Annotated in this window: 15 protein-coding genes and 1 pseudogene; 11 read left to right on the top strand and 5 right to left on the bottom strand. The window is 43.8% G+C overall.

Features of this window, described 5'->3' with window-relative positions:
* Nucleotides 1-240 precede the first annotated feature (240 nt).
* Nucleotides 241-460 (top strand): annotated as a pseudogene (locus tag A136_RS21820) (DUF4397 domain-containing protein); the annotation flags it as partial.
* Nucleotides 461-522: 62 nt separating this feature from the next.
* On the opposite strand, the gene A136_RS21815 reads toward A136_RS21820, so the two are convergent.
* The 4 genes from A136_RS21815 to A136_RS21800 form a co-directional block, all read right to left on the bottom strand.
* Nucleotides 523-1,881, bottom strand: coding sequence for an AmpG family muropeptide MFS transporter (locus A136_RS21815; RefSeq protein WP_017064188.1), 1,359 nt, complete (start codon nt 1,879-1,881; stop codon nt 523-525).
* A 53-nt stretch (nt 1,882-1,934) separates the two neighbouring features.
* Nucleotides 1,935-2,483, bottom strand: coding sequence for a peptidylprolyl isomerase (locus A136_RS21810; RefSeq protein WP_017059906.1), 549 nt, complete (start codon nt 2,481-2,483; stop codon nt 1,935-1,937).
* The gene (locus A136_RS21805; RefSeq protein WP_017059907.1) at nt 2,483-3,052 is read right to left on the bottom strand and encodes a YajG family lipoprotein; all 570 of its coding nucleotides are present in this window, start codon (nt 3,050-3,052) and stop codon (nt 2,483-2,485) included. Before A136_RS21805 ends, A136_RS21810 begins: the two co-directional genes overlap by 1 nt.
* A 66-nt stretch (nt 3,053-3,118) precedes the next feature.
* Nucleotides 3,119-4,270 (bottom strand): methyltransferase, encoded by a 1,152-nt coding sequence (locus A136_RS21800; protein WP_017064187.1) that lies wholly within the window; start codon nt 4,268-4,270, stop codon nt 3,119-3,121.
* Nucleotides 4,271-4,444: 174 nt separating this feature from the next.
* On the opposite strand from A136_RS21800, the gene bolA reads away from it, so the two are divergent.
* From bolA to nqrM, 9 genes are all read left to right on the top strand, one after another.
* Complete coding sequence (bolA, locus tag A136_RS21795) at nt 4,445-4,753, top strand: transcriptional regulator BolA (RefSeq protein WP_017064186.1); 309 nt, start codon at nt 4,445-4,447, stop codon at nt 4,751-4,753.
* A 521-nt stretch (nt 4,754-5,274) separates the two neighbouring features.
* Nucleotides 5,275-6,615, top strand: a complete 1,341-nt coding sequence (locus A136_RS21790; RefSeq protein WP_032546829.1) for a Na(+)-translocating NADH-quinone reductase subunit A — start codon at nt 5,275-5,277, stop codon at nt 6,613-6,615.
* Nucleotides 6,616-6,620: 5 nt separating this feature from the next.
* Nucleotides 6,621-7,865, top strand: coding sequence for an NADH:ubiquinone reductase (Na(+)-transporting) subunit B (locus tag A136_RS21785; RefSeq protein WP_004735208.1), 1,245 nt, complete (start codon nt 6,621-6,623; stop codon nt 7,863-7,865).
* Nucleotides 7,855-8,622 carry a Na(+)-translocating NADH-quinone reductase subunit C gene (locus A136_RS21780; RefSeq protein WP_017064184.1) on the top strand — a complete coding sequence of 256 codons (768 nt, stop codon included), beginning with the start codon at nt 7,855-7,857 and terminating at the stop codon, nt 8,620-8,622. Before A136_RS21785 ends, A136_RS21780 begins: the two co-directional genes overlap by 11 nt.
* Nucleotides 8,622-9,254 (top strand): NADH:ubiquinone reductase (Na(+)-transporting) subunit D, encoded by a 633-nt coding sequence (locus tag A136_RS21775; RefSeq protein ID WP_008223083.1) that lies wholly within the window; start codon nt 8,622-8,624, stop codon nt 9,252-9,254. The genes A136_RS21780 and A136_RS21775 overlap by 1 nt, the downstream gene beginning before the upstream one ends.
* Nucleotides 9,255-9,261: 7 nt before the next feature.
* Nucleotides 9,262-9,858, top strand: a complete 597-nt coding sequence (gene nqrE / locus A136_RS21770; RefSeq protein ID WP_009848375.1) for an NADH:ubiquinone reductase (Na(+)-transporting) subunit E — start codon at nt 9,262-9,264, stop codon at nt 9,856-9,858.
* Nucleotides 9,859-9,887: 29 nt separating this feature from the next.
* Nucleotides 9,888-11,114 carry an NADH:ubiquinone reductase (Na(+)-transporting) subunit F gene (nqrF, locus tag A136_RS21765; protein WP_017059912.1) on the top strand — a complete coding sequence of 409 codons (1,227 nt, stop codon included), beginning with the start codon at nt 9,888-9,890 and terminating at the stop codon, nt 11,112-11,114.
* A gap of 174 nt (nt 11,115-11,288) precedes the next feature.
* Complete coding sequence (locus A136_RS21760) at nt 11,289-12,293, top strand: FAD:protein FMN transferase (RefSeq protein ID WP_017059913.1); 1,005 nt, start codon at nt 11,289-11,291, stop codon at nt 12,291-12,293.
* A gap of 16 nt (nt 12,294-12,309) precedes the next feature.
* Entirely contained in the window at nt 12,310-12,564 is a 255-nt protein-coding gene (gene nqrM / locus A136_RS21755; protein WP_009848378.1) for a (Na+)-NQR maturation NqrM, read from the top strand.
* 135 nt (nt 12,565-12,699) lie between these two features.
* On the opposite strand, the gene A136_RS21750 is transcribed toward nqrM, so the two are convergent.
* A complete protein-coding gene (locus A136_RS21750; protein WP_017064183.1) occupies nt 12,700-13,938 on the bottom strand; it encodes a GGDEF domain-containing response regulator in 1,239 nt (412 codons plus the stop codon).
* 162 nt (nt 13,939-14,100) lie between these two features.
* Between A136_RS21750 and dinB the strand changes: the two genes are divergently transcribed.
* Complete coding sequence (gene dinB / locus A136_RS21745) at nt 14,101-15,177, top strand: DNA polymerase IV (RefSeq protein ID WP_029235195.1); 1,077 nt, start codon at nt 14,101-14,103, stop codon at nt 15,175-15,177.
* Nucleotides 15,178-15,203 lie beyond the last annotated feature (26 nt).

Here is a 15,203-nt window from a genome sequence, read left to right as displayed (position 1 = left end):
AATTATTAAGGTGAAGCTGATCACACTAATGATCTAAATGATGGAACTTTAATGTGGCAATGCATCTTGATGCACCTCTAATTCTATTGATTTTGTGAAACTCGATTATTTTGTGGATAAATAGGTGAAATACTGTGCTAAGCAAACGATTCTACTAATTAGAGTGATATGCATATCAAAATCAACAGTATTCTTTTCTAAGCGTTTTCTCTTAAAAAATGACAATTCAACCCGTCTTACAATCCAGTCTTTGATCTATCTTTGACCGAAAACGGTGGGTATTGCTGGCAGCACTCCGGCGCTAAGTGATGTGAAATTCAAAGATTATGCGAATGGCATTTATGTTGCGGCGGGGTCTTACTTTGTGACGATTACTGTAGCGGGTCAGCCTTTGGTTGTGGCGATTGATGATTCGATGGGAACAGGTTTTAATCTTATCGTGAGCGACACAACAGACTAGATCTGAAGACCGAACGTAAAAGAGGGAAGCTCAATGCTACCCTCTTATCATTTTTTTTGACTCTATTCTTGATTGTTTTTGGCTTTTTCTAATAAATCCGTGAAAAAGTGGCGCAACGAATAGAGCATGATCAAACTTGGAATCACCATAAGTGCGGTTAGTATAAAGAAGGTTGACCAATCATTGAGGTAATCAACCAACTCACCACTGAATGAAGCCAGCGTTGTTCGACCGAAATTCCCCAACGATGCTAACAAGGCATACTGTGTCGCTGAGAAAGCTTGCCCGGTTAATAGTGTTAAGAAAGAGACAAACGCTACGGTTGAAAACGCAGTTGTAAAGTTATCGACAATGATGGTTGTCAAGAACAAGGTTTCACTCGGGCCAGTGTGAGCGATCCACGCAAACATTAGATTACTGGCCGCCATTGCCACACCGCCGATCATCAGTCCGCGTACAATACCGAATTTCACATTGAAGACACTGCCTACCAAAGTGAAGAATATCGTCGCGCCCCAGCCAATTAACTTGGAGTAATGACCGATCTGTTCATTACTGAAACCTATCTCTTTATAGAAGGTGATCGACATGCGACCTAGGAAGGCTTCACCTATCTTAAATAGGAATACGAACAGCAGTAGGGTGATGGCAACTTGAACTCCGTTTCGTTTGAAGAAGTCATAAAACGGTTCTAACACGGTAACACTGAACCAAGCCACGACTTTCGAACCGACAACCTTATTGTGGCGTTGCTGAGCCTGTTCTTGCAGGGCTTCGCGTTGTGTATTTGGCTCTCCGACAAAAAGAGTAAACAGCATTAGTACGACAACGACGCCTGCCATTCCGTAATACACGCCATTCCAACCGATTGAGTCTGCGTTAATAAAGGCAAGGTAGCCTGGTAGGGAATACCCCGTCCACCAACCAATTACGGCCATTGCAGAAGCTTGCGGCAGTTTTGATGCTTCGGATTTTGGGAAGGTATCAATACGAAATGCATCAATCGCGATGTCTTGCGTGGCTGAGGCAATGGCAATAGCGAGCGCCAACATTGAAGTAAACGCCAAGTTCTCTGCGGGATTGACGCCTGCGATGAATAAGGTGCCGATTAAAACAATGGTTTGGCAGAAAAAGATCCAACTGCGGCGCTGGCCGAGTATTGCGTGAAGCACCGGCAGTTTTACTCGGTCTACCAATGGTGCCCATAGAAAGTTAATCGCATACACGGCAAACACACTGCCAAAGTAGCCGATGGCAGCACGCGTTAAACCTGCATCTTTTAGCCAACCAGACATATTGGATCCAATAAGAACCCATGGGAAGCCACTCGAACAGCCGAGCATAAACACCCAAAGTAGGCGTTTATCTAGGTAGCTGCGGAAAGTCTGCATCCAAGAAAGAGAGGGAGTGCCTGATGACATAGGGCGTCCTTGTGTAGAAAAACGCCCTTAAGAAATAAGGGCGTTAGATTGGATTACTTAAGAAGGGTCACTTTAGTGATGACGATTGGGTCAACTGGTATGTCTGACATGCGGCCCATTCGCTTGGTTGGAATCGTTGCCATCTTTTGAACAACATCAAAACCTTCAGTTACTTTGCCGAATACAGCGTAGCCTGGGTTGCTACCTTTTGCGTTCAAGAAGTCATTATCAGAGAAGTTAATGAAGAACTGACGAGTTGCAGAATCTGGCGCATTAGTACGAGCCATCGCGATTGTTGCTGTATCGTTCTTCAAGCCATTGCTGCCTTCATTCTTGATAGGAGCGTAAGTTGCTTGTTGATTCATCTCTTGATCGAAGCCGCCACCTTGAGCCATAAAGCCAGGAATAACACGGTGGAAGATAGTGCCTTCGTAGCTGCCGTCAGCAACGTATTTTAGGAAGTTCTCCGCACTAACCGGTGCTTGTTCTTGGTTAAGCTCAATAGTGAAGTCGCCTAATGTTGTTTCCACGTTTACTTTAGGACCAGCCCAAACGCTCACGCTCACTAGCATTAATGCGATAGAAGATAAAATACGACCCATTAGAAACGTTCCTTCATGTAAGTTTGTAGCTCTTGGTCGTTAGCGATCTCAGTAAGAACCAAGTTGATCACGTCATTAAGAACCATAGAGATGTCGTCGTTAGATGCACTCAATGCACCAGTGCGTGTTGCAGTGCCGTTGAATGTTTTAACTAGTTTGCCTTCAGGCGTTTCAGCGGTAACTTCAAGCGTTACTTTACCGTCCATTTTGTTTTCCATAATGGTGTGCTCTACGGTAACGAGTGCTTCTTGAATCTCTAAAACAATCGAGTTTTCACTGTTTACGCTCGCACGAAAACCTTGAGACTCTAACTGCTGTGCAACAGCATTTTCTAGAGAAATACGCATGTTTTGCTTAGCGTGAATTGGCTGAATGTTTGAACGGCCACTATCAACCAATGCAACATATTGAGCGGCACGAACATCTTTACTGGTTAGTGTGTATGTTTTGCCTTGTACAAGGTTGCTTGAGCTTAGTGAAGCTTCTGGCATTACATTGATCTGTTCTTGCTGAGGGGCTGAACATGCTGTCAAAGCCATAATAGAAGCAGCCAAAATCAGTTTTTTCATTCCTTTATCCTTTCTAAATTCACACCAGAAGCTCGGTATCTTAAATTCTTGTGAAGTCGTTTCTGCTTATTTATTAAAATTCGCAGGTTCTCTTGTTGCTTGTAATATCTCAAATTTTTGGTTTAGTTCAAGCGTTTCAACGTTAGCTTCACCAAATAGTCTTGCTAGTTTGACATCGTATCCGAGGTGTCGGTTGCCAATAACAATTAATTTGCCTCCATTGCTTAGAACATGCTTTGCATCACAGAACATTTGCCACGCAATGTGATCCGTAATCGCTTGTTGCTGATGGAATGGAGGATTACACATCACTAAGTAGGTGCTGTTTTTCTTGAAGCCATCTAAACAGTTGTTGGCGATGAACTGGAATTTGCCTTCTTCACCAAGGTTATCTTTAACGTTTTGGCGCGCCGATTCCACCGCCATAAAGCTTTCATCCACACAGGTGATACGGGCTTGTGGGTTCAATTGCCCTGCTTTTACACTCAATACACCGTTGCCACAACCAAGATCGATGATATGACGTAGCTCAGGATCTTGAGGGATGTGCTCTAGCATATAGCGAGCGCCTTGATCGAGTGCTTCCCCTGAGTAAACATTTGGTAAATTTTTCAGGCGGATATCTTCACCGTCTACATCCCATTCAACAAAAGGCTCTACCGTTTGAATTGGCTGGCAGTTTGGAGATGAGAAGACTAAGCGGTGTTTTTTCTTCGCTAGTGATGTTTTGGTTTCGCCTAGGTATTTTTCGAACAGGTTAAGCGTAGAGGTGTGAATCTCTTTTACCTTGTTGACGCCGATCACTTGGCAGCCTTCAGGCAATGCTTGGCGTAGCTGACTCAATTGCCAGATTAGGTGACGATTTGTTTTTGGCAGCTGCATGATCACAAGATCGATACCGTGTGGGATATCATCCATCGTGTTCAAGAAGTTCACTCGGTTACTTTGATTGCGCTGCAAGTTTTTCAGGGCACCACGGTGAGAGATAAATGAGTCGCTCATCATAGTGACATCATGATCTTTCGAGAACCAAGCGGATAGGGCACCGAAGCTGTCGTTCATGATCAGGATGTGTTTGCCAGGTTCGAGGTTCATCTCTTCAACATGACTGATCAGGTATTCGTCGCCCGCATCCCAAGCTTGAAGGGTTTCATTTGAACGTTTCGGGAAACGATGTAAGGTTAAAGTTCTATCGTGAAGGGTAAGTTCGGTTTTCATTGCTTGAGATACTTATGTAAGAAATAACAAAGATATTGTCTCAAATGCAGGCTGAACAAGATAGAAAAAACTCAACCAAACCTACGCCATTCGCTATCAAATACTCAGACAGTCGACCGCTTAGGGTTTATACTCATCCCACGGATAATGCCAATACGTTATTAAGGAATCACAATGATCCAAGAAGTTATCGAAACAAAATTGCACAATGAGTTTTCACCAAGTCATTTAAACGTGGTTAATGAGAGCTATATGCACAATGTTCCGGCCGGTTCTGAGAGTCATTTTAAAGTGATTGTTGTCAGTGATGTGTTTGAAGGATTGCGTCTTATTGCTCGTCATCGAGCGGTAAATAAAGCTCTTTCAGAAGAGCTAGCGAATAATATTCACGCACTGTCCATTCACACTTATACAAAAGATGAATGGATGAAGCAGCTCGATAACGTGCCAGACAGCCCTATGTGTATGGGTGGTGGCAAGTAACACAGCGAGCATATTGACAAAAGGTGGTGATGCCGCCTTTTTTGTCGCCAAACCTATGTGTTTTTCGTTGTTATATCACTCAAACTGATGGCAATTTGAACGACTAAAAATACCTACAATGAGTAATGTTTTTATTAACAGTGTTTCAACATAACTCGTAAAATATTAGTTTGTGACAGAGTATTAATCTCTTGTTTAAAACACGATTCAAAAGCCAATCTATCTGTGCGGCTCGTCAAATTTATACATATTTGAGAGTCCATATGCTTCAAATCTCACCAAATAAAGGCCGTATTCAAGTTATTGGTCATGGCATCAAGTTGTCAAAAAATGCTAGAATACGGCACCTGATAAATCTCACATAATATTTGTGATGAGTTTATTAATGTAATGTTGCGATTTTGGTATCTCAAATTTACCAAAACCGGACACTGTAATGTCGTGTCTAAGGGCGATTTTAAAACGTCCCGAATTTACGCAATTAAAAGAATCTTTTTCCCGATAAAGTAGTGCAAGTGCGTATGATTACAATAAAGAAGGGTTTGGATCTTCCTATCGCAGGAACTCCATCCCAGGTGATTAATGATGGTAAGTCCATCACTAAAGTCGCCTTGCTTGGCGAAGAGTACGTTGGTATGCGTCCTACGATGCATGCTCGCGTTGGTGATGAAGTGAAGAAAGGCCAAGTTCTTTTTGCAGATAAAAAGAACCCAGGTGTTGTATTTACTTCTCCAGCAAGCGGTAAAGTTATTGAAGTGAACCGTGGTGCTAAGCGTGTTCTTCAATCAGTAGTGATTGAAGTAGCAGGCAATGAGCAAATCACGTTCAATAGCTATGAAGCTAACCAACTAGTAGGCCTTGACCGTGAAACGGTTAAAGCTCAGTTAGTTGAGTCTGGCGCATGGACCGCTTTGCGAACTCGTCCGTTCAGCAAGGTTCCAGCAGTTGATTCTGAAACTCAGGCTATTTTCGTTACTGCTATGGATACTAATCCGCTAGCAGCTGAGCCAGAATTAATCATTAACGAGCAGTCTGATGCTTTCGTTGCTGGTTTAGATCTTCTTTCAACTCTGACTAACGGTAAAGTGTACGTTTGTAAAAAAGGTACTAGCTTACCTCGTTCAGCTCAGTCTAACGTTGAAGAACATGTTTTTGATGGCCCACACCCTGCAGGTCTTGCAGGCACGCATATGCATTACCTATATCCGGTAAATGCACAAAATGTAGCGTGGAGCATTAACTACCAAGATGTTATCGCATTCGGTAAGCTTTTCCTTACTGGTGAGATTTACTCTGAGCGTGTTGTTTCTCTGGCTGGTCCAGTGGTGAACAACCCACGTCTAGTTCGTACTCAAATTGGTGCTAGCCTTGAAGAGTTGACAGACAGCGAGTTAATGCCAGGCGAAGTTCGTGTGATTTCTGGTTCTGTACTTACGGGTACTGAAGCAACAGGTCCACATGCTTTCCTTGGTCGTTACCATCAGCAAGTTTCTGTTCTACGTGAAGGTCGTGATAAAGAGCTATTCGGCTGGGCTATGCCTGGTAAGAACAAGTTCTCTGTTACTCGTTCATTCCTTGGTCACCTGTTTAAAGGTCAGTTGTTCAACATGACAACGACAACAAACGGTAGTGACCGCTCAATGGTTCCAATTGGTAACTACGAGCGCGTAATGCCTCTAGATATGGAACCTACATTGCTGCTTCGTGATCTATGTGCAGGCGACGTTGATAGTGCACAAGCACTTGGTGCGCTAGAGCTAGATGAAGAAGATTTAGCACTGTGTACCTTTGTATGTCCTGGTAAGTACGAGTACGGTCAGTTACTTCGTGAATGCCTAGATACAATTGTGAAGGAAGGGTAATTTTCATGGGCCTTAAAAAGTTTATTGAAGACATCGAGCATCATTTTGAACCAGGTGGTAAACACGAAACGTGGTTTGCGCTTTACGAAGCTGCAGCAACACTTTTCTACACACCAGGTACAGTTACAAAGAAAAGCTCGCATGTCCGTGATAGCGTTGACTTAAAACGTATCATGATCATGGTTTGGCTTGCGGTATTCCCAGCAATGTTCTGGGGTATGTACAACGCAGGTGGTCAGGCTATCGCAGCACTAAACCACATGTATTCAGGTGCAGAACTAGTTTCTATCATTGATGGTAACTGGCATTACTGGCTAACCGAAATGCTTGGAGCCTCCTTAGGGGCCGATGCAGGTTGGGGCAGTAAGATGCTCTTGGGTGCGACTTACTTCTTACCTATCTACGCAACGGTATTTATCGTTGGTGGTTTCTGGGAAGTACTGTTCTGTATGGTGCGTAAGCACGAAGTAAACGAAGGTTTCTTTGTTACTTCTATCTTATTTGCGCTTATCGTTCCGCCAACGCTTCCTCTATGGCAAGCAGCACTAGGTATTACCTTTGGTGTTGTTGTTGCGAAAGAGATCTTCGGTGGTACGGGTCGTAACTTCTTGAACCCTGCTCTTGCTGGTCGTGCGTTCCTGTTCTTTGCATACCCTGCACAGATTTCAGGTGACGTAGTTTGGACTGCTGCAGATGGCTTCTCTGGTGCAACTGCTCTTAGCCAATGGGCTCAAGGCGGCGGTAGTGCACTAATGAACGTAACATCAGGTGAAGCAATCACTTGGATGGACGCATTCATTGGTAACATTCCAGGTTCTATCGGTGAAGTTTCAACGCTTGCACTTATGATTGGTGCAGCAATGATTGTTTACATGGGCATTGCTTCATGGCGCATCATTGCGGGTGTAATGATCGGTATGGTTGCAGTATCAACACTATTTAACGTGATTGGTTCTGACACTAATGCAATGTTTAGCATGCCTTGGCATTGGCACCTAGTTTTAGGTGGCTTCGCGTTCGGTATGTTCTTCATGGCGACTGACCCAGTATCAGCTTCATTTACCAATAAAGGTAAGTGGTGGTACGGCATCCTAATCGGCGCAATGTGTGTAATGATTCGTGTAGTTAACCCTGCATACCCAGAAGGCATGATGCTTGCGATTCTATTCGCAAACCTATTTGCTCCTCTGTTTGACCACGTTGTAATCGAGAAGAACATTAAGCGGAGACTAGCGCGCTATGGCAAGTAATAACGATAGCATTAAAAAGACGCTGTTTGTTGTTATCGCATTGAGCTTAGTGTGCTCAATCATCGTTTCAACAGCTGCAGTTGTTCTTAAACCTAAGCAACAAGAGAACGCGGTTCTGGATCAGCAAACTAAGATCCTTGAAGTTGCGGGCATTGAGCTTACGGGTAAGATTCCAGACCTGTATAAAGAGAACATCGAACCTCGTCTAGTTGATTTCGCTACTGGCGATTTCGTTGACGGCGATGCTGCTGCATACGACCAACGTAAAGCGGCAAAAGATCCAGCTCAGTCAATCAAGCTTTCAGCTGAAGATGACATCGCTAAGATCCTTCGTCGTGCTAACACGGGTACTGTATACCTTGTGAAAGATGGCGCTGAAACTTCTAAAGTTATCATCCCTGTTCACGGTAACGGTCTATGGTCAATGATGTACGCATTCGTTGCGGTAGAAACTGATGGCAACACAGTTTCTGGTATCACTTACTACGAGCAAGGTGAAACTCCTGGACTTGGTGGTGAAGTTGAGAACCCATCTTGGCGCGCTCAATTCGTTGGTAAGAAATTATTCGACGAAAACCACAAACCTGCTATTCAGGTTGTTAAAGGTGGCGCTCCTCAAGGTTCTGAGCACGGTGTAGATGGCCTTTCTGGTGCAACACTGACTAGCGTTGGTGTTCAACATACATTTGACTTCTGGTTAGGTGATATGGGCTTTGGTCCGTTCCTAGCAAAAGTTCGTGACGGAGGTCTGAACTAATGTCTAGTGCAAAAGAAATTAAAAAGAGCATCTTAGCGCCGGTGTTGGACAACAACCCAATCGCGCTACAGGTTCTTGGTGTGTGTTCTGCTCTTGCGGTAACCACTAAGCTAGAAACAGCATTTGTTATGACTATCGCGGTAATGTTCGTTACTGCTCTGTCTAACTTCTTCGTTTCTTTGATCCGTAACCACATTCCTAACAGTGTGCGTATCATCGTTCAGATGGCAATTATCGCATCACTAGTAATCGTGGTAGACCAAGTGCTTAAAGCATACCTATACGATATCTCTAAGCAGCTATCTGTATTCGTAGGCCTAATCATTACTAACTGTATTGTAATGGGTCGTGCTGAAGCATTCGCAATGAAGTCTGCGCCAATCCCATCTCTAATCGATGGTCTTGGTAACGGTCTTGGTTACGGTTTCGTTCTTATCACTGTTGGTTTCTTCCGTGAGCTTCTAGGCTCTGGCAAACTATTTGGTATGGAAGTACTACCTCTAGTGAGCAACGGTGGTTGGTATCAGCCAAACGGCTTGATGCTTCTAGCACCTTCTGCATTCTTCCTAATTGGTTTCTTGATTTGGGCAATTCGTGTGTTCAAACCAGAACAAGTAGAAGCGAAGGGGTAAGGTAGTCATGGAACATTATATTAGTCTGCTAGTTAAATCGATTTTCATCGAAAACATGGCGCTTTCTTTCTTCCTAGGTATGTGTACATTCCTAGCGGTATCTAAGAAAGTTAAAACTTCTTTTGGTCTTGGTGTTGCGGTAGTTGTAGTACTTACAATCGCTGTTCCTGTAAACAACCTTGTTTACACACACATCCTGAAAGAAAACGCGCTTGTTGAAGGTGTCGATTTAAGTTTCCTTAACTTCATCGCATTCATCGGTGTTATCGCGGCACTTGTACAAATCCTAGAGATGGTTCTAGACCGTTTCTTCCCACCTTTGTACAACGCACTAGGTATCTTCCTTCCACTGATCACAGTTAACTGTGCAATCTTTGGTGGTGTATCTTTCATGGTAACTCGTGACTACAACTTTGCTGAATCTGTTGTTTACGGCTTCGGTTCTGGTGTGGGTTGGATGTTAGCTATCGTTGCTCTTGCGGGTATCCGTGAGAAGATGAAGTACTCTGACGTACCTCCAGGTCTTCGTGGCCTTGGTATCACGTTCATTACTGTTGGTCTGATGGCGTTAGGCTTTATGTCTTTCTCTGGTGTTCAACTGTAGGGTAAGCACCCAGTAATAAGGAATAACAAATGTTTAGTATTATTCTTGGCGTAGCGATGTTTACCATTATTGTACTGGCTCTAGTACTAGTGATTCTTTTCGCTAAGTCTAAGTTAGTACCATCAGGTGACATCACTATTTCAGTAAACGGCGACCCTGAAAAGGCGATCGTTACTCAACCTGGTAGCAAGCTACTTGGTGCCCTGGCTGGCGCTGGTATCTTCGTATCTTCTGCTTGTGGTGGCGGTGGCTCTTGTGGTCAGTGTCGTGTAAAAGTTAAGTCTGGTGGTGGCGACATCCTTCCAACTGAACTTGATCACATCACAAAAGGTGAAGCTCGCGAAGGCGAACGTCTTGCATGTCAAGTTGCTATGAAAACTGACATGGAGATTGAACTAGACGAAGATATCTTTGGTGTTAAAAAGTGGGAATGTACTGTTATCTCGAATAACAACGAAGCTACTTTCATCAAAGAACTTGCTCTAGCGATCCCTGAAGGTGAAGAAGTACCGTTCCGCGCGGGTGGTTACATTCAGATTGAAGCTGAACCACATCACGTGAAATACGCAGATTACGATATTCCTGAGGAATACCGTGGTGACTGGGATAAGTTCAACTTGTTCCGTTATGAGTCTATCGTTAAAGAGCATTCGATCCGTGCTTACTCTATGGCTTCATACCCAGAAGAGAAAGGCATCATCAAGCTTAACGTGCGTATCGCAACTCCGCCGCCAAACAACCCTGACGTAGCTCCTGGTGTTATGTCTTCATACATCTGGTCTCTTAAAGAAGGCGACAAATGTACTATTTCTGGTCCATTTGGTGAGTTCTTTGCTAAAGACACAGACAATGAAATGGTATTCATCGGTGGTGGTGCAGGTATGGCGCCTATGCGTTCTCATATCTTCGACCAACTTAAGCGTCTTAAGTCTACTCGTAAGATGTCTTACTGGTATGGCGCACGTTCTAAGCGTGAGATGTTCTACATTGAAGATTTCGATGGCCTAGCGGCTGCAAACGAAAACTTCGTGTGGCACTGTGCACTGTCTGATCCTCAACCAGAGGACAACTGGGACGGTTACACTGGTTTCATCCACAATGTACTGTACGAAAACTACCTGAAGGATCACGAAGCTCCTGAAGATTGTGAGTACTACATGTGTGGTCCACCGATGATGAACGCTGCTGTTATCGGCATGCTGAAAGATCTTGGTGTAGAAGATGAAAACATCCTACTAGATGACTTCGGTGGTTAATCCACTTAAGTGATTGATATTATGGCTGACTCCTACGAGTCAGCCATTTGTTTTTCTAAGACAGCTTTTGACAACATACTGGCTTATATAAGAAAGAGTAAGGCATTCAAAATACCTATTTTTTACTCTTATTTTTCCTTATATAAATCCTCAACATTAGACAGGAGTAAGCAAGTGAGAATTTGGCTTGTTGCATTAACTTCTTTGATTTTTCTTGCGGGCTGTGAGCAGTCAAGAGAGCAAGTGCATTTGAGTGGCCCAACGATGGGCACGAGTTACAATATTAAATACATCAATGGTGATGAATTTCCTGAGTCTAATGAAGTTCATACAGAGATCGATCGTCTACTTGAAGAAGTAAACGACCAGATGTCGACTTACCGTGAAGATTCCGAATTAAGCCGTTTCAACCAGCATAAAGGTGCGGATGCGTTCGAAGTATCTGAGCAAACAGCGACGGTTGTGAAAGAAGCGATTCGTTTGAACGGTCTTACTGAAGGAGCTCTGGATGTAACGGTTGGTCCGTTAGTTAACTTATGGGGTTTTGGTCCTGAAGCTCGTCCTGAAGTTGTGCCATCAGATGAAGAGCTGGCGGCTCGCAAGGCTAAGATTGGTATCCATCATCTTAGTGTTGAAGGCAACATGTTGAAGAAAGACCTACCTAACCTGTATGTCGATCTATCCACGATTGCAAAAGGTTGGGGTGTTGACGTCGTCGCTGACTACCTTGATTCTATCGGTATTCACAACTACATGGTTGAAGTCGGTGGCGAAATTCGTCTGAAAGGTTTAAACCGTGAGAACGTGGGCTGGCGTATCGCGATTGAGAAACCAAGCGTTGATGAGCGTAATATCCAAGAGATCATCGAGCCGGGTGATATGGCTATCGCAACCTCTGGTGATTACCGTAACTATTTTGAACGTGATGGTGTTCGTTACTCACACATCATCAACCCTGAAACAGGAAAGCCTCTTCACCATAAAGTGGTTTCTGTGACTGTTTTAAACCCGTCTTCAATGACTGCAGACGGCTTATCTACGGGCCTTATGGTCTTAGGTGAGGAAAAAGGAATGGAAGTCGCAAACCAACATAACATCCCAGTGTTCATGGTGGTAAAAACAGCAGATGGCTTTAAAGAAATTGCTTCTGAAGCATTTAAGCCATACTTAGGTAAATAAGGTAAGCGAGATAATTATGAATACATTTCTGATTACATTTGGTGTTTTTCTTGCAGTAATCGCAGCGATGTCAATTGGCTACATTATCCAAAAGAAAGTTGTGAAAGGTAGCTGTGGCGGTTTGGGTGCTGTTGGTATTGATAAAGTATGTAACTGCCCTGAACCTTGTGACGCGCGTAAGAAGCGTGAAGCACGTGAAGCTTACCGTGAAGAGAAGCTGGCTGAGCGTCAACAAAAAGAAGCGGCTTGGAGTAAAGACCGTATCGCTTAATTGGTGACAGTCATAGGGGATAGAGTTATCTACGCCCTCAAATTGAAAAGCTCAAGATTATCGTCTTGAGCTTTTTTAGTTTTGAGGTCTAGCAATTAATCTTGGTATACCAAAAATGGAAACAGAGGCGAATGACTATTGTTCGATTTGCATGCTGTTACGCGCAAACACTAGTTGGTTTCTACCTTGCTCTTTTGCCGTATAAAGAAGCTCATCAGCGGCTTTGATCTGTTCATCTAACTTCGCGTCTAAATCGGTTACGCCGATACTGATACTGACCTTGATTCTTTGAGAGTCATGCTCAACAACATGGCTTTCAATGGCTTCTCTCATGGACTCTAAGTTGTCAACAAAGCTTTCAAATGCGCCGCACGACTGAATACAAAACTCTTCGCCACCAAAGCGCACAGCGACATCGTCTTTGAAATGATCTTTGATTATTTTCCCTACATCGATCAGCACGGCATCACCACCATCGTGTCCAAAGGTATCATTCACTTTCTTAAAGAAGTCGATGTCCATCATCGCGATGTTTCGTTGATCGCAGCCTTTACAAGGATGATTGAACAGGTAGCGACGATTCCATAAGCCAGTAAGAGCATCCTCGTTGGCATGTCGAAATAGCTCGTTGGCCGCTTCTTTCATATCAAGCAGTTGATGGATACGGCAAAAAAATTCTTCTTGGTTAAAAGGCTTGTAAAGGAAGTCGTTAGCCCCCGCTTTAAGGAATCGAGCTGTCATGGTGCGATCATCGCTGCCTGATAACCCTAGAATAGCCAACTGGTTTCTGTCGTGATCGCGTCGTATCTCACGGATCATCGCTATACCGTCTTTCTTCGGCATATCATGGTCTGTAACAACGAACGTAATATCGGGATCGTTATGAAGGAGCTTTAATGCTTGTTCGCCATCTTCGGCTTGGATAGTTTGGATATATTGGTGTTCTAGAAGTTGAGCTATGTAACGGCGAACGACCGCTGAATCATCGACAACCAATGCTTTGTGATGGCGATTATTCGAAATTCTTTGAACCAGGGGAAGTAGGTAGCTTACTGATGACATACTGTCTTTAAGTATGTAATCGATAACGCCTTTGGCTAGGACTTGCTCTCGCAGTTGATTGTCGAACATCCCGGTCAGGACAATGATTTTCTGTTGATAGCCTAAGACGAGATCAATGATCTCGCCGTCTTGGCCGTCAGGTAAACAGTAGTCGAGGACTGCACACAAGAAATCCGTTTCTTGCTCTAAGATCGCTTTGGCTTCTTCTACAGATTCCGCCAACGCAACTTCATAGCCATCGTTCTTAAATTGTTGGTAAAGATAGTTTCTGAATGCGCGACTATCCTCTACCACTAGTATTTTTTCACTCAAAAGCTATCCCTACTTATAGACTAAATACTCCTAACAATACTATCAGAATAGTGGGCGGCGAATGAAGTGAAACCTGTTGAGCTGGACTCCAGATCATTTTAAATCTGAGAATAATTGATTATACTGTTCATAGATACAGTTGTAAGGTTGAGTTATTTCCAAATGTGCAGTTCGGACCAAGAGAAAGTCAGAAAAATAATCCATGTCGATATGGATTGTTTTTACGCGGCTGTAGAAATGCGTGATAACCCTGCTTACCGAAATCGCCCGTTAGCTGTTGGTGGGCATGAAAAGCAACGCGGCGTTTTGAGCACCTGTAATTATGAAGCCCGCAAGTTTGGTGTTCGCTCTGCAATGCCTACCGGAAAGGCCCTACAGCTTTGTCCTAATCTATTGGTTGTGCCGGGAAGAATGTCGGTCTATGTCGAGATATCTAAAAAGATCCGTGAAATCTTCTCTCGATACACATCAATCATTGAACCACTTTCCTTGGATGAAGCTTTCCTTGATGTCACCGATTCTAAGCGGTGTCACGGTTCAGCAACACTTATTGCCGAGTCTATTCGCCGTGATATTTGGAACGAACTGAACCTGACAGCTTCTGCAGGAATTGCACCGATTAAATTCTTGGCGAAAGTGGCCTCAGATCTGAATAAGCCCAATGGTCAGTTTGTTATCCCTCCACAAGACGTGCAATCAGTGATCGATGAGCTACCACTTGAAAAGATTCCCGGTGTCGGCAAAGTGAGCATAGAAAAGCTGCACCAAGCGGGTTTCTTTACTTGTAAGGATATCAAAGAGTCTGACTATCGAGACCTGCTACTCAAGTTTGGCCGTCAAGGTGCATCACTCTGGAAGCGCAGTCATGGCATTGATGATCGAGAAGTTATCATCGAGCGCGAGCGAAAATCGGTAGGTGTAGAGCGCACCTTTACCCAAAACATTTCAAGCTACGCAGAATGTTGGCAGGTAATCGAAGATAAGCTATTTCCTGAACTCGAAACTCGCTTAGAAAAGGCTAGCCCAAGTAAAGCGATCATCAAGCAGGGCATTAAGCTCAAGTTCGCCGACTTTCAACAAACCACGATTGAACACATCCATGCCTCTCTCGATCGTGAACACTTCAAAGAGCTGCTTAGTGAAATACTGAAAAGACAACAGGGGCGAGAAATACGCCTGCTTGGTTTAAGCGTAATGCTGCAACCTAAAGACCAAATGCGTCAGTTGAGCTTCTTTTAAAGATAATGAGTGAGATGAATACCGAC

The organism is Vibrio crassostreae 9ZC13 (genome assembly GCF_000272045.2).
In the GTDB taxonomy this organism is placed as follows: Bacteria; Pseudomonadota; Gammaproteobacteria; order Enterobacterales; family Vibrionaceae; genus Vibrio; species Vibrio crassostreae_C.
The sequence above is the reverse complement of the archived record's forward strand: the minus strand, read 5'-3'. Positions and strand labels throughout refer to the sequence as shown.